Here is a 26,745-nt window from a genome sequence, read left to right as displayed (position 1 = left end):
CATAGCTTTGTACACTTGTCGCGAACGACTAGGGAGTGGTCAGCGCCGCCACATTGCCATCACGGGTGATAGCAACAATTTTGTCCTCAACCACAATTGGCGCCACATACACTGATTCGTCTTCATCATCGCCCCCTAAATTGTAGCGAGCCACAACTTTACCGGTTTCCTGATTAAGCCAGTGCAGATAGCCCCACTTGTCACCCACCACGACATTATCACCGACGGGCATCGCTTCCGTTAGGTTACGCTGTTTAAGTGAGCTCTGCGACCATAGCTCCACCCCGTTGCGACGATCCAGCCCATAAACCACTGACTTATTATCGACCACAAACAACGTATTGCCGTTCATGGTCACGTCGCGATATGAACCATACTCACGCTTCCAGATAACCCGGCCACTACGCAATTCAATGGCTGCCAGCGTGCCATTATAAGAAATGGCATAAATAATACCGCCATACATCAATGGGGTGACATCTACATCCACAATCCGCTCAAGTTCGGTGGCACCAGAAGGTTTGGTGATCGCGGTTTCCCAGGCGACCAGGCCAGAATCGATAATATTAACCTGTACCTTGCCGGTGGGGTGCCCACTATGGTACCGCCATTTGCCGCGATGGGCGCGGAAATACCACGTAGTGTCAGCGGCGGTACATCGCTTTCATTCAGCCACAGCTGTTCACCGGTTTCGGTATCAATACCAAACAAGGTTCCGGCGCCGGTGTTTACCACCAGCACATCACCAGAGACCACCGGCGCAGACAAAATTTCACCTTCCACAGAGTGTGACCAACGGGTTTCACCGGTGGCGGTATCCATGGCAATGATAGCGCCATTTTCGGTGCCTACATAAAGGGTTTTAGCCTCGGTAGCCAGGCCGCCGATACGCGCCGATTCACCCGAACGCCATAATCGACTCACGGCGTCCAGCATGCCCTCGTCAGCAAAAATCGCCAGATTTCGTTCCCACAACCTTTCGCCACTTGATGGGTCCAGTGCTGCCACTTCGCCATGGCGGCTGGCAACAAATACTTTGTCATCGCCATAAACCGGACGCAGGCGCGAAAAATAATCTTCAATGCCATCACCGATTTCGGTATCCCATACCACCTGCGCTTCAAACTGAGCATCAATAGGTTTCAGGGTGCGTATTTCAATTTCTTCTTCATCGGCGAACCAATTGGAAACGGTTGTACAACCAGTCAATGACACACTCATTGCCAGTGCCAATCCCATTGCGCGCGAAATTCGGCCTTTCTGGCCACACGTTACTCGTGACAAACTAACTACCTCTTGAGTGTTGTTATGAACCGGTGGCGACCGCCAGGTTATCGAGCTTCATTTTAACCAGTTGATTACTGGCATCATCTTTTAGCGCTTTGGTATAAGCCATACGAGCATCATCCAGCTTGCCCTGCGCGGCCAGTACATCACCCTTGACTTCAGCAATCAGACTGCCGAAGGCGTTGTTGCTCAACCCTTCCAGTGTCGCCAGTGCTTTGTCATTGTCGCTTTGCTCAAGCTGAATACGAGCCAGCTGAATACCGGCCAGGGTCTTCAGGTTGTTGTCATCGGTGCTGCTCATTACCTCTTGTAAGGTACTTGCGGCTTGTTCCAGTTCGTTATTTTCTACCAGTTTGCTGACTTTCATAAAGCGCGCAATGCTGGCATAGCCTGAATCACCGTGATTACTGATAAATTGTTCAACATTGCTCAGACCACCGTCCGACTGTAATGTTTCAACGGCCTGCTGATATTCTACCGATGCCTGCGCTTTTGCCTCAAGTTGCGAGTCGCTGTAATAGCGCCAGCCCCATAAGCCGCCCAAACCTAATACTGCGCCTAAAATGATCGCCGTACCGTTGTCTTTCCAGAATCGCTTAATTGCTTCTACTTGTTGTTCTTCTGTAGCGAACTGTTCCATCACTAACCTCTGTGGTTGTTCATCAAAGCGTCTGCTCCCAGCCGCTTAAAGGGTTTAATCAATAAAAGGTGCTACTGCTGTCTCTAACGAGGCCAACGCCACTGTGCTTTGTTCCTGACCATCTCGCAGAGGCTTTATCGTTACCTGTTGGTTCTGAGCCTCGTCACTGCCTAACAACAACGCCACCCGGGCACCGGTTTTATCGGCGCGCTTCAGTTGCTTTTTCAGATTACCGCCGCCACAGTGCATCATTACCCGCGCTCCGGCTACCGTATCGCGCACCTGCTCGGCTACGGTCACGGCGTAGCTAGCGGCATCCTCGCCCAGGGCGGTTACAAAGATATCTGCACTGCTGGTTCCCTGCTCTTCGGCATTCAGGGTAGTCAGCAACAGTACCAGTCTTTCCATTCCCATGGCAAAACCTACCGCCGGCGTCGATTTTCCGCCCAGTTGCTCTACCAGACCATCGTACCGGCCGCCTGCGCAAACCGTACCTTGTGAGCCTAAGCTGTCGGTAACCCACTCAAATACCGTACGGTTATAATAATCCAGTCCGCGCACCAACCGCGGATTAATCTCATATTCGATTCCCGCCTGGCTTAAACGTTCACACAGCTGAGAAAAATGTTGCTCAGATTCGCTGTCCAGATGATCGATAAGCGACGGAGCACCTTCTAGTGCTGCCTGAACCTCTGGATTTTTGCTGTCTAATACGCGCAGCGGATTGGTTTCCATGCGCCGGCGCGAGTCTTCATCGAGCTGATCTGCACGGGCGGTCAGAAATTCAATCAGTGCCTCGCGGTAAGCCTGGCGGGCTTCATTAGACCCCAATGAATTTATTTGCAGCTTCACATGATCGGCAATACCAAACGCCTTCCATAACCGTGCGCTTAGCAAAATGACTTCTAAGTCAATATCCGGCCCGTCCAGGCCGTAGGCTTCCACCCCAAACTGGTGAAACTGACGATAGCGGCCTTTTTGCGGACGTTCATGGCGAAACATCGGTCCCATATACCATAAGCGCTGGTGCTGATTGTACAAGAGGCCATGTTCGTTACCCGCCCGCACACAGCTGGCCGTACCTTCTGGTCGCAAGGTCAGACTGTCGCCGTTGCGATCTTCAAAGGTGTACATTTCTTTTTCGACAATATCGGTGACTTCACCAATAGAGCGTTTGAATAAATCGGTGCTCTCAACCACAGGAGTACGAATTTCCTGATAACCATAACTGGCTACCACTGATCGTAAGGTTGACTCTACCTGCTGCCAGATACCGGATACTTCCGGCAGGCAGTCGTTCATTCCGCGTATAGCCTGTATTGTTTTAGCCACCTGAATTTCTCATACTGCTGATAAATAAAAACCCCGCATTATAGGGGCTTTATGGGGAAACAACAACGCCTGCCATGGGCAAGCGTGGGTTGTCAGTCTTTTACATTAACCGCAATTTTGCGGCTTTCATCTAACTGGCTGGCTTTTGCCCGGATGCGCTTTTCAAGCTGATCGACCAGTTCATCATTTTTCAGGCGTACTTTCTGACGTTTGCCATCTTCATAGTAGCCGCTCATATTGCGCGCACCGGTAAGCCCCAGATCAGACACCTCGGCTTCACCCGGACCGTTCACCACACAGCCAATAATCGACACATCCATGGGTGTAAGAATATCTTCGACCCGCTGTTCCAACGCATTCACGGTGCCAATCACATCAAATTCCTGTCGTGAACAGCTTGGACAGGCAATAAAGTTAATCCCCCGGGAACGGATGCGCAGTGATTTTAAGATATCAAAACCCACCTTAATCTCTTCTACCGGATCGGCCGCCAGCGATACCCGCAACGTATCGCCGATGCCTTCGGCCAGCAGCATCCCCAGGCCTACCGAGCTTTTCACTGCTCCGGCCCGCAGGCCACCGGCTTCGGTGATCCCAAGATGCAATGGCTGGTCGATGCGTCGTGCCAGTTCACGATACGCGCCTACCGCTAAAAATACATCGGAGGCTTTTACACTTACCTTGAACTGGTCAAAGTTCAGCTTATCCAGAATATCGACATGACGCATGGCTGATTCCACCAGGGCGTCAGGGGTCGGCTCGCCGTATTTCTCCTGCAGATCTTTTTCCAAAGAGCCGCCATTGACGCCGATACGAATAGGAATATTGTTGTCTTTGGCACAGTCCACCACCGAGCGTATACGATCCATATTGCCGATGTTACCGGGATTAATGCGCAGACAATCCACGCCGTATTCTGCTACTTTCAGGGCGATACGGTAATCAAAGTGAATATCCGCCACCAGCGGCACTGTTACCTGCCGACGAATTTCTTTAAAGGCTTCTGCAGCATCCATCGTGGGTACCGAAACCCGCACAATTTCACCGCCTACACCCACGATCCGGTTTATCTGCGCCACTGTTGCGGCCACATCGGTGGTCTGAGTGTTGGTCATCGACTGCACAGCAATTGGCGCACCATCACCAATAGGCACATTGCCTACATTGATGCGAATTGATTTTCTGCGTTTAATCGGACTTTCAGCAAACATGTTTAATCCTGCAAAGGTAATGAAAAGCGCGCGGTTCGGCCATTCTGAAAACCAGAAATATCGACCTTTTCACCGGCATAGACAATGGCTACATCATCTGGCGCGCCTAAAGTAACACTGATAGGAGGCTGACCGGTAATCTCCATCACCCGGCCGGCCCGTTTAATTCCGGTGGCAAGCACTTCGCCACTGGCATCAACAATATTTACCCAGCACTCATCATCAAACGTGAACTGCATAGATTCCGGGGCGCCCGGCGATGAAGCTTCAGAGGCTGGTTCCCTGGCCGCCGCCAATGATGCATCGGTGTCGGCTTGCTCTGCCGGGGCCGACGTTTCTACCGGCTTTTGCGCTTCATCATTGGTTGGCGCAGACATTAAGCTGCTGGTTTCAGCAGACTCTGCCAATGTTTTTTTTTCAGCCGTGGGCCTGGTGTCCGTGGCGGGTTGGCGGTGGCGCTCGCTGACGCCCTTAGATTCGCGCTCGCGGGCAGTCACTGAAGTGGCGGGCGCGCTTACTGAAGCGTTTTGTTGAGTGGTGTTATCGTCCTGCTGATACCACCAGACCACCACCGCGGCAATCAGCAGCAGTAATATGACCCAGGTCACCATCATCCAGCGGTCATCATGAGCCTGTTTCGCAACCCGCTGAGAAAAACTTTGCAATGCGGCGGGCGGCTTGGTGGCAGTATGCAGACGATTGAATTCTTCAATCACTTTTTCATGGTCAATGCCCAGAAATTTTGCATAGTTGCGTACATAGCCTTTGGTAAAGGTGACAGACATCGACTCATCAATTTTGTCTGACTCGATATGTTCAATGGTATGCGCTTTTAAAAACAGTTTAGCAGCGACATCCTGCTGCGACAGCCCCTGTTGAAGACGGGCCTCGCGTAACATTTTGCCGGGGGTCTGCTGGTTTTGCGTCGGGGCCTGGCCGACGTTTTCTTCGGTTGTTTCTTCTGGATTCATTCAACTACCTGGTTTGTTTGTTGCTCAGGGGGGACCAGCCATAATCTGGAGCCTACTTCCAGCACATCCGTTTGTGCCAGATTATTCCAAGAACGTAGGGAAGACATTCTAATATTGTATTTAACCGAAATACGGTACAGGTTCTCATGGAATTGAACAATATGAACCTGCTCTTTTTCAGCGACCGGCAACGAATTCAGGTCCGAGGCGAGCGCCCTGGCTGACGCCGAAAGCGTGGCTTCTGAGTTACCCGGACGCGGGGCGCCCTGACTATTTTTTATGTTTGTATGGTTATTTCTTGCATTTGTTACTGTGGAAAGCTGTTTTTCAAGTTCAGTGTAGCGTTGGTATTGAATGCTCTCAGGATACAATGAGCGCAGCATCTCGCCGTAGCTTCGCACCGATTCGATATCGTCCTGCGCATCCGCCACCTGCACCGCCAGCCACAACGACTGCGCCGTTACGCGAGCCATTTTCTGATAGCGCCGCAGACTGTCCTTGGCCTCTTCGTAACGGCCGGTTTCAAGGTATTCCTGCGTCAGCAGCATCAGGGTTTTGCCCCGGGAGGGCTGATGATTTAACGCCGTTTTGAAATATTCAATGGCCTGTGGGTGCAGGCCCTGGTCCCGGGCGCAAAGCCCCATATTTTCATAAGTCTGGGCGGTATTCGCGTAGCGCTTGTTATTGACCGCTTTAAGAAAGAGTTCCTGGGCTTTGTCAAACTGGCGCTGCTGGCACAAAAACGCGCCATAGCTATTGGCAATATCCGCATTACGGGGGGCCAGGTCCAGCGCATTCTCATAGTACTCCACCGCCCGTGGCACCTCTTCCACAGTTTGATAGTAGTACGCCATGGCATAGTGCACGTCGGCAAGCCGCGGCGCAAACTCAAGCGCTCGGTCCAGATTTTTTTTGGCCTGAGTATAGTCGCCGTTTTTCAGATAAGTTAAGCCAAGCGACATGCGGGTGCGGGCTGCTTCAGACTGATCAAAATTATCGCTGAGCATTCCCGGCTGAGACTGACTTACACATCCTGTTAAAACAAAAACGCAAGCAATTAGGCTTTTGCGCATGGGGCGACTACCTCCTTATGAATTTCGTACCAGTTAGATTACTGCGCCATTTTTACCGAAATCTGCTCACCCTTCATCTGTTTTTTCAACATTCTTTTGGTGCGATCGACCACATCCCCCACTAACTGGCCGCAAGCCGCGTCAATATCATCGCCGCGTGTTTTACGCACCATCACGGTATAGCCATGTTCCATTAATACCTTAGAAAACCGGTCGATTCGCGAATTTGACGAACATGTATACGGGGAGCCCGGATAGGGATTAAATGGGATCAGGTTAATCTTGCAGGGGGTATCCTTCAAAACTTTTGCCAGTTCGTGAGCCTGATCGGTGCTGTCGTTAATATGCGAAAGCATGACATATTCAATGGTGACTTTGCCCTGGTTGGCTTTCGACTTATCCAGGTAACGTCTGACCCCTGCCAGAAATGCTTCGATATTGTATTTTTTATTGATAGGTACAATTTCGTTACGTAATTCATCATTAGGCGCATGTAATGAAATCGCCAGCGCCACATCAATGGTGTCACCTAATTTGTCCAGTGCAGGCACCACGCCCGAGGTACTTAACGTGACCCGACGCTTCGACAAACCAAAACCAAAGTCGTCCATCATCAGATCCATCGCCGGAATCACATGTTTCAGATTAAGCAAAGGTTCGCCCATACCCATCATGACCACATTGGTAACCGGACGCTTGCCGGTATCATTAGACAGCCCTAAAAAGGTGGCGACCCGCCATACCTGACCGATGATTTCACTGACCGACAGATTACGGTTAAAACCTTGCTGGGCAGTAGAACAAAAAGTACATTCCAGAGCACAACCCACCTGCGACGAAACGCACAGTGTGGCGCGATCGGTTTCCGGGATCCAGACACTTTCAACTTCCTGCCCACCTTCTAAGGTTAAGGCAAATTTAATAGTACCGTCACTGGCTTCCTGAAAATAAGCAATTTCCGGGGCTTTAATTTCGCAATGCTCTTCCAGTTTCTGCCGCAGGTTCTTGTTCAGATTCGACATTTCGGCAAAGTCACTGACACCCTGGTGGTATATCCATTTCATCACCTGATCGGCCCGAAATGGTTTTTCGCCAATCTCCTTGAAGAACGCACGCAGGCCTTCGCGATTGAGATTTAACAAATTTGTTTTTGCCATAAGATGACTGACCTTACCTTAAACTATATAAATCAAGAGGTTGCCTAAGTAACAGCAACATATACCGATACGCGCGGGAGAGCCCGCTCGCATCGTACAAAAATTAGGCGCGAATTTTACCATAGCCGCGATGCCGGTAAAAGCACAGGCCTGCGATGAGACAAAGATTCGGCACTAACAAAAAAGGAGAGCCTTAGCTCTCCTTTTATCTGACCCGCCTCGTGCTTAACGAGTGCGTGGGCAGATTTCTTCTTCTGAAAAGAAGTATGCGATTTCGCGTGCTGCAGATTCTGGTGCATCAGAACCGTGAACCGCGTTTTCATCGATAGAAGCCGCATAGTCAGCACGCAGAGTGCCGGCAGCCGCGTCAGCTGGGTTAGTTGCACCCATGATTTCACGGTTTTTAACTACGGCGTTTTCGCCTTCAAGAACCTGAACCATTACCGGACCAGACGTCATGAAATCTACCAGGGCGCCAAAGAAAGGACGCTCTTTATGCTCAGCATAAAAGCCTTCAGCCTGTTCTTTGCTCAGGTGTACCATTTTAGAGGCAACAATGCGCAAACCCGCAGATTCAAAACGGTTGTAAATTGCACCGATAACATTTTTTGCTACTGCATCAGGCTTAATAATCGAAAAAGTACGCTCTAGAGCCATTTTTCTTGTCTCCGAAAAAGTCTATTAATATTTTGGCCGCAAATTATAGGCAATTCTTGGCAACATGACCAGAGCCGATGTTCATTGCTCTGGAGTTAATTCTATATTTGTTTCAGCCAGCCCCGGCATTTCGCCATTAACGAGTGGCTGATTTTGCCAGCGCCTGTATCTGCCCGACAATTGCCCGTAAGCCATTGCCCCGGGTCGGACTGATATGACGCTCAAGATCCAGCTCGGCAAAATAACCGTCAATATCAAACGCCAGAATCTGCGCCGGGGTTTTGTCGTTGTAGGCTGCCAACACCAAAGCCAACAAGCCCTGGACAATCACTGCATCGCTGTCCACGTCAAACTGAATGCGCCCTTCGTGGATGCGCGACGCCATCCATACCGAGCTTTGACAGCCTTTCACCAGCCGATCACTGGTTTTTTGTTCCTCGCTGAGCCCCGGAATCGCTTTGCCTAAATCAATAATGTATTGATAGCGCTGTTCCCAGTCATCGAAAAACGCGATGTCGTCAATAATTTCCTGACTATCTGGCAATTGCATAGTGTTGCTTATCCCAAGTAGTAATTAAAAAAACAAACCAGCTTCAAGCTGAGCTTCTTCACTCATCATTTCACGGGACCAGGGCGGATCAAACACCAGTTCAACCTCCACGTCATTCACATGCGGTACCATGCCAACCCGGTATTCCACATCACCGACTAATACCGGGCCCATACCGCAGCCTGGCGCGGTAAGTGTCATCTGCACACTCACCTTGTGGTTATCCTGGTCAATATCGACTTTATAGATAAGGCCCAGCGACACCAGATTAATTGGGATTTCCGGGTCGTAAATGGTTTCCATCGCATCCCAGACCTGCTGTTCGCTGATGGTGCCGTCTGCGGGTGCTTCAAAATTCAGTACCTGCGGTTTGCGGCCAATAGCATCGGCATCGGTACCATCAATCCGGTACATGTTGCCCTGCCAGGTAATGGTGTAATTGCCACCCAGCTCTTGAGTAATACTGACAAACTCGCCTTCGCGAATAACGGTTTTGTCACCAGCTGGTACCAGCCGGGCGGTGCAGTCACGTTCTGTGACTACCATTTTCTGTGCTGCCATGTTTACTTTCTTAGCCTATGTTAAAGCTTTCGCCACAACCACATTCATCTACTACGTTCGGGTTGTAGTACTTAATCACGCCATTAACTCCTTCCATGACATAATCAATTTCGGTACCACGCAGCAAGCTTACAGCATTACTGGCGATAGCAACTTTAACATTATCGCCGGCATCCAGGGTTTCATCGTCCGCTTCGGGACTATCGGCAAAATCCAGTACATAGGCATAACCGGTACAACCACTGACCCGGGTAGATAGTCGAATCCAGTTTTTGTCGGCCTTGGCCAGCTTAGCTGAAAAATGTTTTTTTGCCGCATCGGTTAGCGACACGACAGTGTTACTTGGTACAAAGGTTTCAACACTCATATCGTCTCCTGTTAAGCCAGCATTTTTCTGGCTTTACGCAGCGCCGAGAACAACGCATCCACTTCATCCATTGTATTGTAAATGGAAAACGATGCCCGGGCCGTGCCGGGAATTCCCAGCTTTTTCATTAGTGGTTGAGCGCAGTTATCGCCGGTACGAATGGCAATGCCCTGACGATCCAGGATAAAGCCGACATCGGCCGGGTGCGCACCGTCGAGCATAAAGCTCATTACGCCAATTTTGTTTTTCGCCGTACCAATAATTTGCAGGCCGTCAAACTCTTCTGCCTGTGCATGGGCACTGGCCAGTAAGGCTTTCTCGTGGGTCTGAATCGCCTTTTGGTCCAGGGCCATAAACCAGTCGAGCGCGGCGGCCAGGCCAATGGCACCGGCAATATCTGGCGTACCGGCTTCCAGACGATTTGGCAGCTCGCCCCATGTGGCATCCTGATAGGTAACTTCCTGAATCATTTCACCACCCACCAGCCACACCGGCCAGTCTGCCAGAACCGAGCGCCTGCCCCACAAAACCCCGATACCGGTAGGCCCATACAGTTTATGACCGGAAAATGCATAAAAGTCGCAGCCAATGGCTTGTACGTCGACATCACCATGAGCAATGCCCTGGGCCCCATCTATTAACACCCAGGCCCCTGCTGCTTTCGCTTTCGCGGTCAGAGTCTGAATCGGGTTTACCGTACCCAGTGCATTCGACACATGGGGCATGGCCACCAGCCGGGTTGCCGGGTTCAACATGCTTTCAAAGGCTGTTTCGTCCAGTTCGCCACGCTCATTGATAGGCACAACCTTAAGCGTGGCGCCCGAATGTTTACAGGCCTGTTGCCATGTAACCAAATTAGCGTGGTGCTCCATTTCGGTCACCATCACTTCATCACCCGCTTGCAGCAGCTGCGCCAGACCGTTGGCCACCAAATTAATCGCTTCGGTGGTGCCGCGCGTCCAGATGACCTCTTCCCGGGCACCCGCATTAATAAACCGGGCCACCGTATCGCGAGCAGACTCGTAACGGCGGGTTGCCTCATCCGATAACTGATGCGCACCGCGATGCACATTCGCATTACACGTTGTGTAATAATCGATAATGGCATCCAATACCGCTTGCGGCTTTTGGGTTGTCGCCGCGTTATCCAGGTAGATCAGCGGCTTACCGTCAATCTCACGAGACAAAATAGGAAATTGTTGACGTAGCGCAGCGACATTCAGGCTCATTTTACCTCCATCCGGGCAAAACGCTCACTCAGCTTAGGCAGCAGCCACTCACGAATAGCTTCATCAGGGACCTGATTTACCAGTTCCTGGATAAAACCAAAGTTAAGGATAACCAGCGCCTTGCTACGGGAAATGCCCCGACTGAGCAGATAATACAGCGCTTCTTCATCAATCTCTGCCACGGTAGCACCATGTGCACATTTAACATCGTCAGCATAAATCTCAAGCTCGGGCTTGGTGTTTATCAGTCCCCGGCGAGATAGCAATAAATTACGGTTGTTCAGCTCGGCCAGAGTTTTTTGCGCATCACGATGAATATGAATTCGACCATTGAAAACCGCGCGGGCATTATCACCAATAATACCCCGTGCATTTTCTTCGGTCGTGCCATTAGGCAGGGTATGTTCAATATTTGAATGCAAATCGAACAGCTCGCCCTGGGCCAGCAAATAAACAGCATTCATCTTAGCGTCAGCATGCTCTCCGCGGTGGATAATATCCACATCCAGTCGCGAGAGCTCACTGCCATAGCCCACCACCGTACTATTTAAGGTAGAGTGATTGCCTAAGGCAAAGTGGCTGCCGCCAATTTGTTTGGCCTGTCCGGCCATAAACGCAAAGCGATAATGTTCCAGGTGGGCATTATCCCCAATGGCATACTCGACAAAGGCCGTGGACATACTGGGCGTATCACCTTCAGCCTGTTCTAGAATACGGGCACTGGCGTTTTCACCAAGGTTTACCGCTACGCGGGTATGGGCATCCACATCCTGGGTGATCACATTGGTAATGCGAATCATTTTGTCCAGTTTCACGCCAGCTGGCACATCAATAAACACGCCCTGCGCGCTGGCAATATCATTGACCAGTCCAAAAACATGGTGGGTAGGCTTCACCTGACCAAATACGCTGGCGGCGCGCTGTTGCTGGGCTTCATCCAGCCGATCGAAGGTAGCGATAACAACGCTTTCGGGTAAATCCAGCTTGCTACAATCGGTGGCCAGCTGCCCATCCACAAATATCAGGTCAAACGCTTCCAACCCGGCAATTTGTGCCACACTATGAGTGGTGTTGGTTTCAACCGGTACTGTATCCGCTGGCTTAACTTCACGTTTGGCTACCGAGGTTAGCGGCGTAAACCGCCAGCTCTCGGCGCGCCTGCCAGGCCAGCCTTGTTGCTTTAAGGTCTCACGCGACTGTTGGCGCACGGTGGCCAGAAAATCTGATGGGGCAGTCGCGTGCTCAATGACCTGATTTAGCCATTGACTCATACTTCTGACTCCTCGTATTTTTTACCTAAAAATGCGTAGCCGCTTTTCTCTACTTCTTTAGCCAGCGAGGCATCGCCACTTTTCACAATTTTGCCGTCAGCCAGAATATGTACGAAATCGGGCTCGATGTAGTCAAGCAGGCGCTGATAGTGCGTCACCACGATAAAGCTGCGTTTGCCATCGCGTTGGCTGTTAACCCCATTGGCCACTACCTGCAACGCATCGACATCCAAACCAGAGTCAGATTCGTCAAGAATCACCAACGAAGGCTCCAGCAAAATCATCTGCATAATTTCATTACGCTTTTTCTCACCGCCGGAAAAGCCTTCGTTAACACCTCGTTTTAAAAATGCTAACGGCAATTGCACCTGCTTGCAGGCTTCTTTCGCGGTTTTCAAAAATTCAGCTGCACTTAATGCCTCTTTGCCCTGTTTTTCGCGAATCGCATTAACTGACTCTTTCATAAATTCCATGTTGCTGACGCCAGGAATTTCGACCGGATACTGAAATGCCAGAAACAGGCCAGCCTGGGCGCGTTCTTCTACTTCCATATCCAGCAAATCTTCATTTTTGAAAGTCGCTGTACCTTCATTCACTTCGTAGCCATCACGGCCTGACAATACATAGCCCAGCGTGGATTTGCCGGCACCGTTCGGGCCCATGATTGCGTGTACTTCGCCTGGGTTTACTTCCAGGTCCAGACCTTTGATGATGGTCTTGTCTTCGACGCTTGCATGTAAATTCTGAATCTTAAGCATTATTACCCCACTGAACCTTCAAGACTAATTTCGAGCAGTTTGCCGGCTTCCACCGCAAACTCCATCGGTAATTCTTTAAATACTTCCTTACAGAAACCGTTCACAATCATCGAAACGGCTTTCTCAGGATCCAAACCACGCTGCTGACACAGGAACAGCTGGTCGTCACTTACCTTAGAGGTAGTGGCTTCATGCTCCACAATCGCAGTAGGATTGCGGCTTTCGATATACGGGAATGTGTGCGCTCCACAGGTATCACCAATCAGCAGCGAGTCACACTCGGTAAAGTTACGCGCACCTTCTGCCTTAGGGCCCATTGATACCAGACCACGATAAGCATTATTGCTTTTACCAGCCGAGATCCCTTTGGAGATAATGGTCGAACGGGTATTTTTACCAATGTGTATCATTTTAGTACCGGTGTCGGCTTGCTGACGACCACGGGTTAATGCGACCGAATAGAATTCACCCACACTGTTGTCGCCCTTCAGGATACAGCTTGGGTATTTCCAGGTTACCGCCGAGCCGGTTTCCACCTGAGTCCAGGAAATTTTGGCATTAGTGTGACAAATGCCACGCTTGGTCACAAAATTGTAAATGCCACCCTTGCCATTCTCATCTCCGGGATACCAGTTTTGTACTGTGGAATACTTGATTTGCGCATCATCCATGGCCACCAGCTCTACCACTGCGGCGTGCAGCTGATTTTCGTCACGTTGCGGTGCAGTACAGCCTTCCAGGTAGCTTACATAGCTGCCTTCTTCAGCCACAATTAAGGTACGCTCGAACTGACCGGTATTTTCCTGGTTGATACGAAAATAGGTCGACAACTCCATCGGGCAACGAACGCCTTTTGGAATATAAACAAACGAACCGTCGGTAAATACCGCGCAGTTGAGAGCGGCGTAGAAATTGTCGCTACGGGGCACCACTGAACCAATATATTTTTTTACCAGTTCCGGGTACTTCTGAATAGCCTCTGAGATAGGACAAAAAATAACCCCAGCTTCTTCCAGCTTTTCCCGGAAGGTCGTCACCACCGAAACCGAATCAAAAACCGCATCCACGGCGACACCGGCCAGCATTTCCTGTTCGTGCAGGGGAATGCCCAGCTTTTCGTAGGTTCGCAGTAACTCAGGATCTACTTCATCCAGTGACTGGGGTTTATCCTTCATGCTTTTGGGGGCCGAATAATACGAAATCGACTGAAAATCAATTTTTGGATAATGGACATGGGCCCATTCCGGCTCGTCCATCTCCAGCCAGGCATGGTAGGCTTTTAAACGCCAGTCCAGCATCCATTCAGGCTCATTTTTCATAGCCGAGATACGGCGGATAACCGACTCGTCCAGACCATTTTCAAATGTTTCAGACTCGATGTCAGAGTAGAAACCGGCATCGTACTTACGTTCCAGCGCCTGATCTATCTGTTCGCTCTGTTCACTCATATTGAAGTCTCACTTGTTTGCCTGCTATAGCGGAGCATTGAATAAAAGGGCCATGACGGTCTTGCCCTACATCACTTTTTCGTGGTGTGTGAAAAGCTGCTCAACGCTTTTAAACTGTGCTGTATTGTATAATACCTGAGTAAAACACTCAAGTATTATGCGGGTGCCGGTGTGGTGTGCCGACGCTTTATATAAATTGCCATGATCCGCCTCGCCGGAGCGCGGCGGATCATGCCCGAATATCAGGTTTTATTCAACGCGAATAAGTCTACAGGTGGATTACTGGCCGTTTGTCTCAAGCATACGGGTAACCACATCGGTAACTTTTTCTACCGCGTGATCAATGTCATCGCTTGAGGTATAGCGACCTACAGAAAAACGCAACCCACTATGAGCGGTTTCGGCATCGCAGCCAATGGCGCGCAGCACATAAGATGGCTCCATGCTGGCAGATGTACAGGCTGAACCCGATGACACCGCAATGCTATTTAATGCCATAATAAGGCTCTCGCCATCCACGCCGGTGAAGCTAACATTCAAGTTTCCCGAAACACGCTGCGTGGGATGGCCATTAAGCTTGCTGTTAGGAAGCGCGCTCAGTCCCTGCCAGAGTCTGTCACGTAGCGCACCGATACGCTCTATTTCTTCATCCAGGTGGGCACTGGCCAGTTGGCAGGCAGCGCCCAGTCCGACGATTTGATGAGTCGCCAGGGTCCCGGAGCGCATTCCACGTTCGTGACCGCCACCATGTATCTGCTGGGCCACCCGAACCTTCGGACGCCGGCGTACAAACAAAGCGCCGCTACCTTTAGGCCCGTAGAACTTGTGAGCTGATAACGAATACAGGTCAACCGGTAAGGTACTTAGATCCACGGGTAACTTGCCGACGCTTTGTGCGCCGTCGACATGAAAGGCAATCTGGCGCTCCTGGCACAATTTACCGATAGCAGCGATATCCTGAATTACACCAATTTCATTGTTTACGTGCATTACCGACACCAAAATGGTGTCATCACGCAACGCCTCTTCAAGCTCTGTCAGGCTGATCAAACCTTGATCATCAACCGGTAGGTAGGTAACTTCATAGCCCTGGGTTTGCAAATAAGCACAGGTATCGAGCACGGCTTTATGTTCCGTAACCACGGTAACAATATGCCGGCCTTTATCCTGGTATTGCTCGGCCACACCTTTAATCGCCAGGTTATTGGCTTCGGTGGCACCAGAGGTAAACACCACTTCACGGGGATCACAATTCAGCAAATCTGCCACCTGACTACGGGCCACATCCACGGCCTCTTCTGCCATCCAGCCGTAACGATAGGTCCGCGACGCAGGATTACCAAAATTGCCGTCCATAGTCAGACATTGCATCATTTGTTCGGCGACCACCGGGTCCACCGGGGTGGTGGCCGCATAGTCCAGATAGACCGGTGGCTGTGCTTGATTACTCACAGTTGTATACTCACCTGAATATCCTGAGATTTCCCCAGAATGTTTTTATCCTGCCGGTCAGCAACTTCCAATACATCCCGCTGGGCCATTAATTCGCCCAGGGTAATGCCATTCAAAAAAACACTGATCCGGTCGCTTAAGTCCTGCCACAGACTATGGGTCAGGCAGCGTTCGCCGCCCTGACAATCTGATTGGCCCTGACAGCGGGTGGCATCTACCGACTCATCCACTGCACGAATAACCTCACCAATGGCAATATCTACGGGCTCGCGACTGAGAAGATACCCTCCGCCAGGCCCGCGTACACTGCTGACCAGTTGCTCTTTACGAAGACGTGAAAAAAGCTGTTCCAGATAAGACAGCGATATTTCCTGCCGTTCAGAGATGTCGGCCAAAGGAACCGGGCCGCGGGTAGAATGAAGCGCCACATCAAGCATGGCGGTCACGGCGTACCGGCCTTTAGATGTTAATTTCATAGAACTCCCCTGCCGTTTTTGATAGCAGAATTGTTCCATACCTGACTAAATTGGTCAACTATTTAACCTGGCGACAAAACCGTGTTCCTATTGGCTTCAATCACACCTGCATACACTGTCAGGACCGCTTAACCGGTTGTTTAATGTTAAAGTTGTCTGGAAGGGAGCTTTATTCTATCTTCAACTATATTCCGTTTATATGATCGGACCATAACGATTGCACTGATAGCATCAACCGTGCAGCGCACCCGCTGGCGTGGTGACTGACAAAGGCAAGAATGCCGGTAGAGAAACTGTTACTATTAGCTACGATTTCTTCGCTGAATGTCTCGGGCTTTCCTCAAAACCCAGCCGGTTTGCGCGAAATGCTACCTTACTCTCAGGTGATGTTTTTCAGACATTACCTAAACATCATCATTTTTATGTGAAAATTATTTATGAAAATTCTAGTCAGAAATTTAGATCGTACCACCACCGAAGCAGAACTTACCAATTTGTTCAGTGCCTATGGCGTGGTGCAGTCCTGTAACCTGGTGATGGACCAGAAGACGGGACAGTCGAAAGGGTTTGCTTTTGTTGAGATGCCGAAGCCAGGTGATGCCAAAGCGGCGATTAAAAATCTGAATAACCAAGGTGTGGGTGAAACAAAAATTCGGGTCAAAAAAGCCGACGACAAAAAAGCTGATGCTGAAAACGCCAGCGACGCCCCCTCCAGCGGTAAAGATTAAAGCATCACCTATCCTCGAAGAATAGGCCGGGTTCTGCACAGCAGGTAGGCGAATAGTATCGTCTGTAGCTGACCCTATCTGGTGCTTGGTGCCTGTTAGAAGTGTATAATTTGTTATCTACAGCCAGGGGGATTGTCTGCTGCCCTCGCTCTCGGCGCGTGGTACCCACTGGTATTAGTCTATTGTCTAGTTGGTAGCAGTTTGGATTGCGGCTAAGATTAATTTAACTTGATCTATGAGATATCCGATGATAGCGCCCGAATTTCCGAAAGACGAAGCGGAACGTTTGAACACGCTCCATGCCTTAAAAATTCTTGATACCGAGCCCGAAGAACGTTTCGACCGAATCACCCGTATGGCCAAACGTATGTTTGGGGTGCCTGTTTCCCTGGTAAGCCTGGTGGACATTGAACGCCAATGGTTTAAGTCGGCGCAGGGCCTGGATGTCACCGAAACCCCCCGGGATATTTCTTTTTGCGGCCATGCTATTTTAAGCGACGATGTGTTTTGTGTGCCTAACGCGCTGGAAGATATTCGTTTTCATGACAATCCACTGGTAACCCAGGGGCCTGAAATTCGCTTCTATGCTGCCAGTCCTCTCAAAGCCGCTAATGGTCACAATATCGGCACTTTGTGTTTAATTGATACCAAACCCCATGAGCTCGAAGACGAAGATATTCAGTTACTGAAAGATCTGGCGGTGATGGTAGAACAGGAAATTGCTGCGATGCAGCTGGCGACCCTGGATGAGCTTACCCTGATTTCTAATCGACGGGGTTTTAATGTGCTCGCAAATTATGCCCTGCACCACTGCCAGCGTTTGCAGATGGATGTAACAGTGTTGATGTTTGACCTGAATCACTTTAAGCCAATTAACGATCAGTTCGGGCACGCTGAAGGCGACCGCGCCCTGGTGACTTTTGCTAATTTACTAAAGCGGGTTTTTCGTGAGTCAGATGTATTTGCGCGTCTGGGGGGCGATGAATTTGTGGTGTTGCTCACCGGTACTGATTCGGCAGGAACCCGCACGGTGATGGCCCGCTTTGCCCAAGAGGTGGAGGAATTTAATCGAACCACTTCGCGCGGCTACGATATTGAATACAGCGTGGGGCTGGCGCACCGTCAAAACAATGAACCCATTGATGCGATGCTCGCCCGTGCCGATGCTGCGATGTATGCAAATAAGAAAGCAACTCGCTCCCCCACTCGCCGCTTCGCTATTTAATTCCTGACCGAGTGACTGCGCGTAGCGCTTTACCTGGAACGCGCAGTCACTCAGTCCTCTATCCGACGCCAATTTCGCCTGCTGAAGCCCTGGCCTTGGTGCGGGCAATCTTCCAACACCACAAAGATGCTCGGTGGCTACTACTTTGTCAAACCGTTCTAACAGCTGTGGGGCTGGCTTTTATCGCCTGGCTTTTATGCCTGGTTTTTGTGACATGGCTGTTACGCTCCGGCCGATGCTACTGTCGCTACCCCCCGAGTTGGCCTGTTTTAAATTTTAGGGTCGAACGACGCATGCTCGTCTTCGTGTTCTTTGACCACAGGATCTATACCGGTTTCTGCAAAATCTTCTTTGCTTAGTGAATGCAGATTGTCCGTACAGACATCGCCGCCCATCGAGCGAATCACTCCGCACATCTCTTCCACTTTATGGTCCATCTGATGCATATGTTCCAGCATGATGCCCATCGCATTAGCCACCGGATCGGGGTTATCTGGCGATATGGCATACGCATCAAACCCATATTTTTGTGCAATACAATTGCGCTTGTCGGTTTTTTGCTCGGCTTCCTGCCGGGTGCCCTGACTCAATACAATGCGCCCGGGAATACCCACCACCGTAGAGCCGGCCGGCGCGCTTTTTACCACCACCGAATTTGAGCCGACTTTGGCGCCTTCGCCGATGGTAATCGGACCCAATACTTTTGCCCCTGCGCCCACCACCACGTTGTTTTCAAGCGTAGGGTGGCGTTTGCCAGCCTGCCATGAAGTTCCGCCTAATGTCACCCCATGGTATAGCGTAACATCATCGCCAATCTCAGCGGTCTCACCAATGACGACCCCCATGCCATGGTCGATAAAAAAGCGTCTTCCCAGTTTTGCGCCGGGATGGATTTCGATGCCTGTCAGCCAGCGACTGAAAGTGGACAAGCTGCGTGCCAGCCACTTAAAGTTCGCGCGCCACAGCCGATGCGCCACACGGTGTATCCAGATAGCATGTAAGCCCGGATAGTTGGTCAATACCTCAAAGGTATTGCGGGCGGCAGGATCCCGATGAAATACGCCACGAATATCGTCTTTTATTCTTGAAAACATGGGGATTAGTCTTTTTTAACTGCCTTATCAATGGAAGAAAGTATACCACGCAAGATATTCAACTCCTGTGACTCAGGACGGGCACGATTAAATAAGCGGCGTAATTTGGTCATTACCAGCCCAGGGTGATTCTTCACCACAAAACCTGTGCCCATTAAACTGCTTTCTAAATGCTGGTAGAAGCGCTCCAGGTCATCGTTAAGCGGGTAGTCATTCGGCTCTTCCGGGATCGTTTCCTGCGCTAACCAGGCCATACGCACTTCATAGCATAAGGTTTGAACTGCCATCGCCAAATTAAGAGAACTGTATTCAGGATTCGCCGGAATGCACACATGATAATGGCACTGTTGCAACTCTTCATTGGTCAGACCGTTATTTTCGCGGCCAAACACCAGTGCCACCGGGTACTTGGGAACTTCGGCAATCATTTTTTCACCACATTGGCGTGGGTCGAGCATAGGCCAGGAGTGGGTCCGCGACCGGGCCGAAGTGCCTACCACCAAACCGCAGCCGGCAACGGCTTCTTCTAAGGTGGTCACGGTGGTCGCATTACCAAGCACATCGCCAGCGCCCGCTGCCATCGCACTTGATTTACCATCTGGTGCCTGCACCGGGTCAACCAGATAAAGATTACTCAATCCCATTGTTTTCATGGCCCGGGCGGCTGAGCCGATGTTGCCTGTGTGAGACGTATTGACAAGGACAACCCTGATATTTTCCAGCATGGTTTTGTTTTTGTTTGAATGGTTTGTAGTAAATTCTAACATAAGTCTGCTTTGGCGGGCTATTGCGGCACGCTGCCAATTTTTAACTGCCTCAAGCGGCATCATACATTGCATATTAGGCGAACAGTCGGTACACTTCGCGCGTTTTTTATCGGCCATGCCGTAACCGGCGTGTCCGAACTTCGATCTTTTACAATTGGTGGTGACTATGCATCCTATGCTGAATATTGCGGTCCGCGCTGCGCGTGTGGCCGGTACGATTATTGTCCGTGGTTTTGAAAATCGTGATGACTTGCAACTGCAGGAAAAGGGCAGTAACGATTATGTGACACATATCGACAAGGAAGCAGAAAAAGCAATTATTTATAAAATTCGTCAGTCTTTTCCTAATCATTGTTTCCTGGGTGAGGAAAGTGGCGAAACCAATGGCGAAGATTCTGATTTTCAGTGGATTATTGACCCGTTAGATGGCACCACCAATTTTATCAAAGGCATTCCTCACTTTGCCGTTTCTATTGCGCTGCTATATAAAGGCCGTCTTGATCAGGCGGTCATCTTCGATCCTATCCGTGGCGAAATTTTTACTGCCAGCCGGGGTAAAGGTGCGCAGCTAAATGGCTATCGTATTCGTGTAACCAAACCGCGGGATCTTACCGACACTGTGCTGGCCACCGGTTTACCGTTCAGAAACAAACAGCAGTATGGCGAATTCGCTTTAAGCCTGAATAAGATTTTCCATGAATGTGGTGATGTACGTCGTGCCGGCAGTGCGGCATTGGATTTGGCGTATGTTGCCGCCGGTCGCCACGATGGCTACTGGGAGCGTGGTATCAAATGCTGGGATATTGCGGCCGGCGAGTTGATGGTACGTGAGTCAGGTGGACTGGTAACGGATTTTGCCGGTAATAACGATCCTTTATACAAAGGCGAAGTGGTTGCCGGAAGCCCGAAAGTAGTACAGGGCCTGGTAAAACACTTAAAATAAATACAATCTAAATATCACGACAATGCCTTAACAACACCACCTCTTCACCACTTACGTGGTTACAGGCTTAATCGTTAGCCCGGTGCCGGTTTACCCGCATCGGGCTTTTTTGTATACCCGGTTATTCGCTATCTTGTTCCGGTAAGCCGGCGTGCAGGTAAGCGCGCTGGTAGTCCATGGTGATCACAAAGTGTTTCAACACTTCATATCCAATTAACCCCTCGACCTTTTTGCCTCTGATGCGGGTGCCTGTGGTTTTGTATTGATTGTTTAAGTCGATATTACTGCCTTCAGCATTAAAAGACACCAGCATATTTTCGAGTGTATAGGGTCCAAAAACCACCTCATCTATTCTGGTAGATTCGAGTTTAACCGTTTTACTAATATCACTGGCCTGGTGCACCTGATTGTCTGAATTTGCTAAACCCAAACCTTCTGCAAGGCTTCGCTCAATCATGATGCCGCCAGCATTACCGGTGTCCAGCACTAACCATGTCCTTTGCCCGTTCAAGGTAACTTCAACCAAAGGCATGCCAGAACCGCGCTGCTCTACCATAGGTATATTTTTTATCTTATGTAAATTTACCACGTCACGGCTGATAAGCCGCAATTTCCGGCCAGGATAATCTATTTGCATAACGTTGCCCTGAAACAACGGAGCGCCCAGTAACAGTCCTATAGAGCTATGACCTAAAGCGGCTTCTACTACATTGTTTATTCCTGTAGTTGTACCAAACATTCCCACCGGGATATTGGATAATTTTTTATGCCTTTTTTCCCGAACGGACCATTGATATAGGTGGTCCCAACTCCGGTATAATTTAATTCGTGTTTATCAATAAATTTTTTATTAATAGCATTCATTTGGGCGCCACTGTCTAAAATGGCATAGGTGGGATGACCACTGACGGTCACGGGGAGGGAAATATGGCCGTCTTGTAATTTAAATTCCAGCCAGGGTGTGACCGTCGCCTGCGCCGACCAAGCGCTGAGAATCAATAATACACAACAAAGTAAACGAGATAGCATAACCAGTCCTTAGTTAAATTCCTGATTCAAGGCTACCAAAAATTGCACAAATAAAAAGCCGCCCTTAGATGGACGGCTTTTTAATTTTTGTAAAATATCGAAGACAACGCCTAAGGATGAGGATCCATATCGGCGCCCTCTTTTTCCACCTGCGGTGGCATCAAATCTTCTTTGCTGATCCCCAGCGCAAGGGCTACTGAACTGGCAATATAAATCGATGAATAAGTACCGATAATCACACCGAACAGCAAGGCGGTGGCAAACCCGTGGATCAAGGCTCCGCCTTTGTAGAACAAGGCGACCAGTACAATAATGGTGGTTAATGAGGTTACCAGGGTCCGGTTCAGGGTTTGCGTCAATGAGATATTGACAATCTCAATCGGCTCACCTTTACGGATTTTTCTGAAGTTTTCCCGGATCCGGTCGCACACCACGATGGTATCGTTAAGAGAGTAACCAATAACTGCCAATACCGCCGCCAACACCGTTAGATCGAATTCAATTTGTAAGATTGAAAACAACCCTAAGGTCAGCAATACATCGTGGGCCAGCGCCGCCACCGAGCCTAATGCAAAGCGCCATTCAAACCGCATGGCGACATACAGCAAGATACAGATCAGCGCCACCAGCATCGCCAGTCCACCCTGCTCGGTCAGCTCTTCACCAACATTCGGGCCAACAAACTCGATACGACGCATTTCTACCGCAGTATCACCGGTCCGCAGAGCCTGCACCACCTGGTTGCCCACCTCGACTGATTTAACCCCGTCGCGCGGAGCAATACGAATCAGCACCGCTTCACTGGAGCCAAAGTTTTGCACGACTGCATCGCCAAAGTCGGCCGCATTTAGTTGCTTTCGGATGTTCGACAAATTAGCGGGTTCTTCGTACCCCACTTCAATCAAGGTGCCGCCGGTAAAATCTAGTCCCCAGTTCAGGCCATTAATGGCTAACGAACCAATGGTACCTGCCAGTAACACAAACGAGAAAATCGTAGTGACCATGCGCAGACGCATGAAATTGACGGTCTCGGATAAATTGATAATACGCATTCGCTTTCTCCTTAAATCGCCAATTTCTTCACTTTACGTCCGCCCCACACCGCATTAACAACAATGCGCGTTAGCAAAATGGCCGTAAACATAGAAGTCGCAATACCAATCATCAGCGTGATCGAAAAGCCTTTAATTGGGCCGGTGCCCACCGCAAATAGAATCAGGCCGGCAATAAAGGTGGTAATGTTGGCATCCAAAATGGTTGAAAAGGCGCTGTCATAACCATGATGTATGGCTTGTTGGATACTGCGCCCCTCCCTCAGCTCTTCACGGATCCGTTCAAAGATAAGCACGTTGGCATCTACCGCCATACCTACCGTCAAAACAATACCCGCCATACCCGGCAGGGTCAGAGTAGCCCCCGGAATCATCGACATAATACCGACAATCATCACCAGGTTAGACACCAGCGCAATATTAGCCACGATGCCAAAGGCTTTGTAGTAAATCAGCATGAAGGCTAAAACCGCCAGCAAACCATACACAATGGCCTGCATACCCAGCTCGATATTTTCCTGCCCCAGGCTTGGCCCAACGGTGCGCTCTTCCACTATTTGAATGGGCGCAATCAATGCGCCTGCACGTAACAGTAGCGCTAAATCACGAGCTTCTTTGGGCGAGTCCAAACCGGTAATTCGAAAGCTGCTGCCCAGTTGCGCCTGAATGGTCGCGACCGAAATCACTTCTTCATGTTTTTCGAAAATCAGCTTACCTTTGTCAGTTTTTTCACCGGTAGCTTTATATTCAATAAAAACCGTGGCCATGGGCTTACCAATATTGCCACGGGTGCCCCGCGACATCTTGTTACCACCTTCGGAGTCCAGTGAGATATTCACCTGCGGGATGCCGTATTCATCCACGCTGTTATTAGCGTCGATAATATGGTTACCCGTCAGCATCACCTGCTTTTCAAGCAGCTGCGGTTGCCCGTTTTTGTCTTCGATTAACTGTGACCCTGGTGGTACCCGACCACTAATGGCATCACGCACATCGTTGTCCTGGTCCAGCAGACGAAATTCCAGCGTGGCCGTGGCATTCAGAATTTCTTTGGCGCGGGCAGTGTCCTGCACTCCTGGCAGCTGTACGACAATCCGATCAGCCCCTTGCTTTTGAATAAGCGGCTCGGCCACACCCAGCTGATTTACCCGGTTGCGCAAAATCGTAATATTCTGTTTTACCGCGTAATCACGAATCTCTTTGAGCTTATCTTCTGAAAATGTAGCACGCAGTACCATGTCGCCGGCTTCGGTGAACTGAAGATCGCGATTACGGTTACGCAGGAAAAATTGCGCCTGTTCCAGGGTTTCTTCACTACGAAATTTGATATCGACATGTTCGTCGCGTTTGGTCACGGTGCGATAACGAATTTTTTCTTCACGCAGCGCGGTACGAAAATCACTTTCCGCATCTTCCAGCGACTTAGCAATGGCTTCGCTCATATCCACTTCCATCAGAAAGTGCACACCACCACGTAAATCCAGACCCAGCTTCATGGGTGTGGCGCCCAGGCTTTCCAGCCATTCCGGCGTATCAGCAGCCAGGTTCATTGCTACGATATAATCATCGCCCAGCGCACGTTCCAGCATTTCCCGGGCTTTTAGCTGATCTTCAGAGCCAGTAAGACGCACCAGAATCTGCTCATTTTCAAATTCTATGCGTTTGGGATCAATGTTGTTTGAGGCCAGGGTTTGCTCGACCTGAGAAATCATTTGTTCGGTGACAACCGCATCACGACCAGCGGATATTTGTACGGCGTTGTCTTCACCGTAAAGATTAGGAAGGGCGTATAATGCACACAGTCCGACAAACAGGACCGCAAGAATCACCTTCCAGACAGAGTTCTTGTTTAACACAGACAAATTCCTTTTTGCCGGGCGCCGGAGACAGCGTGTCCGGCTCCGGCGTAGAACTTATTAGATTGCTTTCATTGTGCCTTTTGGCAGAACGGCGGTAACAGAAGACTTTTGCACCACAATAGTGTTGGTGTCATTCAGGGCAATTTCGATGAAGTCTTTATCTTCGACAACTTTCTCAATACGGCCCACCAGGCCGCCCTGTGTCAGTACTTCGTCATTTTTACTCAGCGACGATACCAGCGCTTTGTGCTCTTTTACACGCTTAGCCTGTGGACGATACAGCAAAAAGTAAAAAATCAGACCAAACACGCCCAGCATGATTAGCATTTCGAAGCCGCCACCTTCCTGGCCACCGGCTGACTGTGCGTAAGCGTTTGAAATGAATAAGCTCATAATATTCCTCTATCTTTCGTTGTTGTTATAGTGCCGGTACCGGCATATTTTTTTGTGCGTAAAATTCGCTGACGAATTCTTCTAATGAGCCTGCATCAATGGCATCCCGTAAACCTTGCATAACCCGTTGGTAATAGCGCAGATTATGAATGGTATTAAGACGCGCACCCAGTATCTCATTACACTTATCTAAGTGATGTAGATAAGACCGAGAATAGTTTTCACAAGTGTAACAGTCACAATTTTCATCCAGCGCCGAGGTATCGTTGCGATGTTTCGCATTACGGATTTTCACTACCCCTTCGGTGACAAACAGGTGACCATTACGGGCATTTCGTGTGGGCATCACACAATCGAACATATCCACCCCACGGCGCACCGCTTCCACAATATCTTCAGGCTTACCCACGCCCATCAGATAACGCGGTTTGTTATCCGGAATCTGGTGAGCGGTGTGTTCAATAATGCGAATCATATCTTCTTTAGGCTCGCCGACCGACAAACCACCAATGGCATAGCCATCAAAACCAATCTCTTCCAGACCGGCCAGCGATACATCACGTAAATCTTCGTACATACCGCCTTGAATAATACCGAACAACGCCGCCGGGTTATCGCCGTGGGCGGTTTTGCTGCGCTCGGCCCAGCGTAAAGACATCTCCATCGACAACCGGGCTTCCTGCTCGGTAGCCGGGAACGGCGTGCATTCATCGAAAATCATGACAATGTCAGAGCCCAAATCGCGCTGTACTTCCATCGACTTTTCGGGGGTAAGCAGAATCTTTTCGCCATTGATGGGCGAACGGAAGGTCACCCCTTCTTCAGTAATTTTGCGCAGGTCACCCAGACTGAACACCTGAAAACCACCAGAGTCGGTCAGAATAGGCTTGTCCCAATGCATAAAGTCATGCAGGTCGCCATGCTGTTTAATAATGCCGGTGCCAGGGCGCAGCATCAAATGAAATGTATTGCCCAGACAAATGTGCGCGCCACTGTCTTTAAGCTCTTCGGGGGTCATTCCTTTTACGGTGCCGTAGGTACCTACCGGCATAAAGGCCGGGGTCTCTACTTCACCACGGTCAAACTTCAGACGCCCGCGTCTGGCTTTACCTTCTGTTTTTAACAACTCAAATTGCATGAATCTGTGGTCCCGTTTGCAGGCGCAAAGGCGCCGGGGTCTAAAATAATTGGCCGCGATTATAGCAGTTCTGTGCT

Annotated in this window: 27 protein-coding genes and 1 pseudogene; 3 read left to right on the top strand and 25 right to left on the bottom strand. The window is 49.9% G+C overall.

Annotation, left to right across the window (positions count from 1 at the left end):
- Positions 1-28: 28 nt before the first annotated feature.
- The 17 genes and pseudogenes from bamB to iscR form a co-directional block, all read right to left on the bottom strand.
- Positions 29-1,239, bottom strand: a pseudogene (gene bamB / locus IT774_RS04620) (outer membrane protein assembly factor BamB).
- 67 nt (positions 1,240-1,306) lie between these two features.
- Positions 1,307-1,927 carry a YfgM family protein gene (locus IT774_RS04615; protein ID WP_195811548.1) on the bottom strand — a complete coding sequence of 207 codons (621 nt, stop codon included), beginning with the start codon at positions 1,925-1,927 and terminating at the stop codon, positions 1,307-1,309.
- Positions 1,928-1,981: 54 nt separating this feature from the next.
- On the bottom strand, positions 1,982-3,259 hold the full coding sequence (hisS, locus tag IT774_RS04610) for a histidine--tRNA ligase (protein WP_195811547.1): 1,278 nt from the start codon (positions 3,257-3,259) through the stop codon (positions 1,982-1,984).
- Between the two features lie 92 nt (positions 3,260-3,351).
- Entirely contained in the window at positions 3,352-4,470 is a 1,119-nt protein-coding gene (gene ispG / locus IT774_RS04605; protein WP_195811546.1) for a flavodoxin-dependent (E)-4-hydroxy-3-methylbut-2-enyl-diphosphate synthase, read from the bottom strand.
- Positions 4,471-4,472: 2 nt separating this feature from the next.
- Positions 4,473-5,441, bottom strand: a complete 969-nt coding sequence (locus tag IT774_RS04600; RefSeq protein WP_195811545.1) for a RodZ domain-containing protein — start codon at positions 5,439-5,441, stop codon at positions 4,473-4,475.
- Positions 5,438-6,514: a type IV pilus biogenesis/stability protein PilW gene (pilW, locus tag IT774_RS04595; RefSeq protein WP_195811544.1), complete on the bottom strand. Its 1,077-nt coding sequence runs from the start codon at positions 6,512-6,514 to the stop codon at positions 5,438-5,440. The genes IT774_RS04600 and pilW overlap by 4 nt, the downstream gene beginning before the upstream one ends.
- Before the next feature lie 38 nt (positions 6,515-6,552).
- Positions 6,553-7,671: a bifunctional tRNA (adenosine(37)-C2)-methyltransferase TrmG/ribosomal RNA large subunit methyltransferase RlmN gene (locus IT774_RS04590; protein ID WP_195811543.1), complete on the bottom strand. Its 1,119-nt coding sequence runs from the start codon at positions 7,669-7,671 to the stop codon at positions 6,553-6,555.
- 225 nt (positions 7,672-7,896) lie between these two features.
- A complete protein-coding gene (ndk, locus tag IT774_RS04585) occupies positions 7,897-8,328 on the bottom strand; it encodes a nucleoside-diphosphate kinase (RefSeq protein ID WP_195811542.1) in 432 nt (143 codons plus the stop codon).
- Between the two features lie 136 nt (positions 8,329-8,464).
- Positions 8,465-8,878, bottom strand: coding sequence for a SufE family protein (locus IT774_RS04580; protein WP_195811541.1), 414 nt, complete (start codon positions 8,876-8,878; stop codon positions 8,465-8,467).
- A 24-nt stretch (positions 8,879-8,902) separates the two neighbouring features.
- Positions 8,903-9,439 (bottom strand): putative Fe-S cluster assembly protein SufT, encoded by a 537-nt coding sequence (gene sufT, locus IT774_RS04575; protein ID WP_195811540.1) that lies wholly within the window; start codon positions 9,437-9,439, stop codon positions 8,903-8,905.
- A 10-nt stretch (positions 9,440-9,449) separates the two neighbouring features.
- Positions 9,450-9,806, bottom strand: coding sequence for a HesB/IscA family protein (locus IT774_RS04570; RefSeq protein WP_195811539.1), 357 nt, complete (start codon positions 9,804-9,806; stop codon positions 9,450-9,452).
- Between the two features lie 11 nt (positions 9,807-9,817).
- Positions 9,818-11,035, bottom strand: a complete 1,218-nt coding sequence (locus IT774_RS04565; protein WP_195811538.1) for an aminotransferase class V-fold PLP-dependent enzyme — start codon at positions 11,033-11,035, stop codon at positions 9,818-9,820.
- Positions 11,032-12,306, bottom strand: a complete 1,275-nt coding sequence (gene sufD / locus IT774_RS04560) for a Fe-S cluster assembly protein SufD (RefSeq protein ID WP_195811537.1) — start codon at positions 12,304-12,306, stop codon at positions 11,032-11,034. The genes IT774_RS04565 and sufD overlap by 4 nt, the downstream gene beginning before the upstream one ends.
- Complete coding sequence (sufC, locus tag IT774_RS04555) at positions 12,303-13,064, bottom strand: Fe-S cluster assembly ATPase SufC (protein WP_195811536.1); 762 nt, start codon at positions 13,062-13,064, stop codon at positions 12,303-12,305. The genes sufD and sufC overlap by 4 nt, the downstream gene beginning before the upstream one ends.
- A 2-nt stretch (positions 13,065-13,066) precedes the next feature.
- Positions 13,067-14,512 carry a Fe-S cluster assembly protein SufB gene (sufB, locus tag IT774_RS04550; protein WP_195811535.1) on the bottom strand — a complete coding sequence of 482 codons (1,446 nt, stop codon included), beginning with the start codon at positions 14,510-14,512 and terminating at the stop codon, positions 13,067-13,069.
- A 279-nt stretch (positions 14,513-14,791) separates the two neighbouring features.
- Positions 14,792-15,964 carry an IscS subfamily cysteine desulfurase gene (locus tag IT774_RS04545; RefSeq protein ID WP_195811534.1) on the bottom strand — a complete coding sequence of 391 codons (1,173 nt, stop codon included), beginning with the start codon at positions 15,962-15,964 and terminating at the stop codon, positions 14,792-14,794.
- Positions 15,961-16,440, bottom strand: a complete 480-nt coding sequence (gene iscR, locus IT774_RS04540) for a Fe-S cluster assembly transcriptional regulator IscR (RefSeq protein ID WP_195811533.1) — start codon at positions 16,438-16,440, stop codon at positions 15,961-15,963. The genes IT774_RS04545 and iscR overlap by 4 nt, the downstream gene beginning before the upstream one ends.
- Before the next feature lie 437 nt (positions 16,441-16,877).
- Between iscR and IT774_RS04535 the strand changes: the two genes are divergently transcribed.
- Positions 16,878-17,168, top strand: coding sequence for an RNA recognition motif domain-containing protein (locus tag IT774_RS04535; RefSeq protein WP_195811532.1), 291 nt, complete (start codon positions 16,878-16,880; stop codon positions 17,166-17,168).
- A 247-nt stretch (positions 17,169-17,415) separates the two neighbouring features.
- Positions 17,416-18,393 (top strand): sensor domain-containing diguanylate cyclase, encoded by a 978-nt coding sequence (locus tag IT774_RS04530; protein ID WP_195811531.1) that lies wholly within the window; start codon positions 17,416-17,418, stop codon positions 18,391-18,393.
- 269 nt (positions 18,394-18,662) lie between these two features.
- On the opposite strand, the gene cysE is transcribed toward IT774_RS04530, so the two are convergent.
- Entirely contained in the window at positions 18,663-19,487 is an 825-nt protein-coding gene (cysE, locus tag IT774_RS04525; RefSeq protein ID WP_195811530.1) for a serine O-acetyltransferase, read from the bottom strand.
- Positions 19,488-19,492: 5 nt separating this feature from the next.
- On the bottom strand, positions 19,493-20,212 hold the full coding sequence (gene trmJ, locus IT774_RS04520) for a tRNA (cytosine(32)/uridine(32)-2'-O)-methyltransferase TrmJ (RefSeq protein ID WP_195812205.1): 720 nt from the start codon (positions 20,210-20,212) through the stop codon (positions 19,493-19,495).
- Positions 20,213-20,420: 208 nt separating this feature from the next.
- Here trmJ and suhB point away from each other — a divergent pair, with 208 nt between their 5' ends.
- Positions 20,421-21,197, top strand: a complete 777-nt coding sequence (suhB, locus tag IT774_RS04515) for an inositol-1-monophosphatase (protein WP_195811529.1) — start codon at positions 20,421-20,423, stop codon at positions 21,195-21,197.
- 121 nt (positions 21,198-21,318) lie between these two features.
- On the opposite strand, the gene IT774_RS04510 is transcribed toward suhB, so the two are convergent.
- The 6 genes from IT774_RS04510 to tgt all read right to left on the bottom strand — a co-directional run bounded on the left by IT774_RS04510 (position 21,319) and on the right by tgt (position 26,668).
- A complete protein-coding gene (locus tag IT774_RS04510; protein WP_195811528.1) occupies positions 21,319-21,936 on the bottom strand; it encodes a retropepsin-like aspartic protease in 618 nt (205 codons plus the stop codon).
- Positions 21,912-22,226 (bottom strand): aspartyl protease family protein, encoded by a 315-nt coding sequence (locus IT774_RS04505; RefSeq protein WP_195811527.1) that lies wholly within the window; start codon positions 22,224-22,226, stop codon positions 21,912-21,914. The genes IT774_RS04510 and IT774_RS04505 overlap by 25 nt, the downstream gene beginning before the upstream one ends.
- A gap of 110 nt (positions 22,227-22,336) precedes the next feature.
- Positions 22,337-23,278 carry a protein translocase subunit SecF gene (gene secF, locus IT774_RS04500; RefSeq protein WP_195811526.1) on the bottom strand — a complete coding sequence of 314 codons (942 nt, stop codon included), beginning with the start codon at positions 23,276-23,278 and terminating at the stop codon, positions 22,337-22,339.
- A gap of 11 nt (positions 23,279-23,289) precedes the next feature.
- The gene (secD, locus tag IT774_RS04495) at positions 23,290-25,134 is read right to left on the bottom strand and encodes a protein translocase subunit SecD (protein ID WP_195811525.1); all 1,845 of its coding nucleotides are present in this window, start codon (positions 25,132-25,134) and stop codon (positions 23,290-23,292) included.
- A gap of 60 nt (positions 25,135-25,194) precedes the next feature.
- Positions 25,195-25,530 carry a preprotein translocase subunit YajC gene (gene yajC / locus IT774_RS04490; RefSeq protein ID WP_195811524.1) on the bottom strand — a complete coding sequence of 112 codons (336 nt, stop codon included), beginning with the start codon at positions 25,528-25,530 and terminating at the stop codon, positions 25,195-25,197.
- Positions 25,531-25,555: 25 nt separating this feature from the next.
- The gene (tgt, locus tag IT774_RS04485; RefSeq protein WP_195811523.1) at positions 25,556-26,668 is read right to left on the bottom strand and encodes a tRNA guanosine(34) transglycosylase Tgt; all 1,113 of its coding nucleotides are present in this window, start codon (positions 26,666-26,668) and stop codon (positions 25,556-25,558) included.
- Positions 26,669-26,745: the final 77 nt, after the last annotated feature.

Source organism: Salinimonas marina (assembly GCF_015644725.1).
In the GTDB taxonomy this organism is placed as follows: domain Bacteria; phylum Pseudomonadota; class Gammaproteobacteria; order Enterobacterales; family Alteromonadaceae; genus Alteromonas.
Note: the sequence above shows the minus strand (reverse complement) of the source record. Positions and strands in the feature narration are given on the sequence as shown.

Bases quoted from the DNA above. Each gene is read 5' to 3' on its own strand.
- IT774_RS04615 (WP_195811548.1), bottom strand. From the start codon at position 1,927: ATGGAACAGTTCGCTACAGAAGAACAACAAGTAGAAGCAATTAAGCGA.
- ispG (WP_195811546.1), bottom strand. From the start codon at position 4,470: ATGTTTGCTGAAAGTCCGATTAAACGCAGAAAATCAATTCGCATCAAT.
- IT774_RS04600 (WP_195811545.1), bottom strand. From the start codon at position 5,441: ATGAATCCAGAAGAAACAACCGAAGAAAACGTCGGCCAGGCCCCGACG.
- pilW (WP_195811544.1), bottom strand. From the start codon at position 6,514: ATGCGCAAAAGCCTAATTGCTTGCGTTTTTGTTTTAACAGGATGTGTA.
- IT774_RS04590 (WP_195811543.1), bottom strand. From the start codon at position 7,671: ATGGCAAAAACAAATTTGTTAAATCTCAATCGCGAAGGCCTGCGTGCG.
- ndk (WP_195811542.1), bottom strand. From the start codon at position 8,328: ATGGCTCTAGAGCGTACTTTTTCGATTATTAAGCCTGATGCAGTAGCA.
- IT774_RS04580 (WP_195811541.1), bottom strand. From the start codon at position 8,878: ATGCAATTGCCAGATAGTCAGGAAATTATTGACGACATCGCGTTTTTC.
- sufT (WP_195811540.1), bottom strand. From the start codon at position 9,439: ATGGCAGCACAGAAAATGGTAGTCACAGAACGTGACTGCACCGCCCGG.
- IT774_RS04570 (WP_195811539.1), bottom strand. From the start codon at position 9,806: ATGAGTGTTGAAACCTTTGTACCAAGTAACACTGTCGTGTCGCTAACC.
- IT774_RS04565 (WP_195811538.1), bottom strand. From the start codon at position 11,035: ATGAGCCTGAATGTCGCTGCGCTACGTCAACAATTTCCTATTTTGTCT.
- sufD (WP_195811537.1), bottom strand. From the start codon at position 12,306: ATGAGTCAATGGCTAAATCAGGTCATTGAGCACGCGACTGCCCCATCA.
- sufC (WP_195811536.1), bottom strand. From the start codon at position 13,064: ATGCTTAAGATTCAGAATTTACATGCAAGCGTCGAAGACAAGACCATC.
- sufB (WP_195811535.1), bottom strand. From the start codon at position 14,512: ATGAGTGAACAGAGCGAACAGATAGATCAGGCGCTGGAACGTAAGTAC.
- iscR (WP_195811533.1), bottom strand. From the start codon at position 16,440: ATGAAATTAACATCTAAAGGCCGGTACGCCGTGACCGCCATGCTTGAT.
- IT774_RS04535 (WP_195811532.1), top strand. From the start codon at position 16,878: ATGAAAATTCTAGTCAGAAATTTAGATCGTACCACCACCGAAGCAGAA.
- IT774_RS04530 (WP_195811531.1), top strand. From the start codon at position 17,416: ATGATAGCGCCCGAATTTCCGAAAGACGAAGCGGAACGTTTGAACACG.
- cysE (WP_195811530.1), bottom strand. From the start codon at position 19,487: ATGTTTTCAAGAATAAAAGACGATATTCGTGGCGTATTTCATCGGGAT.
- trmJ (WP_195812205.1), bottom strand. From the start codon at position 20,212: ATGCTGGAAAATATCAGGGTTGTCCTTGTCAATACGTCTCACACAGGC.
- suhB (WP_195811529.1), top strand. From the start codon at position 20,421: ATGCATCCTATGCTGAATATTGCGGTCCGCGCTGCGCGTGTGGCCGGT.
- IT774_RS04510 (WP_195811528.1), bottom strand. From the start codon at position 21,936: ATGTTTGGTACAACTACAGGAATAAACAATGTAGTAGAAGCCGCTTTA.
- IT774_RS04505 (WP_195811527.1), bottom strand. From the start codon at position 22,226: ATGCTATCTCGTTTACTTTGTTGTGTATTATTGATTCTCAGCGCTTGG.
- secF (WP_195811526.1), bottom strand. From the start codon at position 23,278: ATGCGTATTATCAATTTATCCGAGACCGTCAATTTCATGCGTCTGCGC.
- yajC (WP_195811524.1), bottom strand. From the start codon at position 25,530: ATGAGCTTATTCATTTCAAACGCTTACGCACAGTCAGCCGGTGGCCAG.
- tgt (WP_195811523.1), bottom strand. From the start codon at position 26,668: ATGCAATTTGAGTTGTTAAAAACAGAAGGTAAAGCCAGACGCGGGCGT.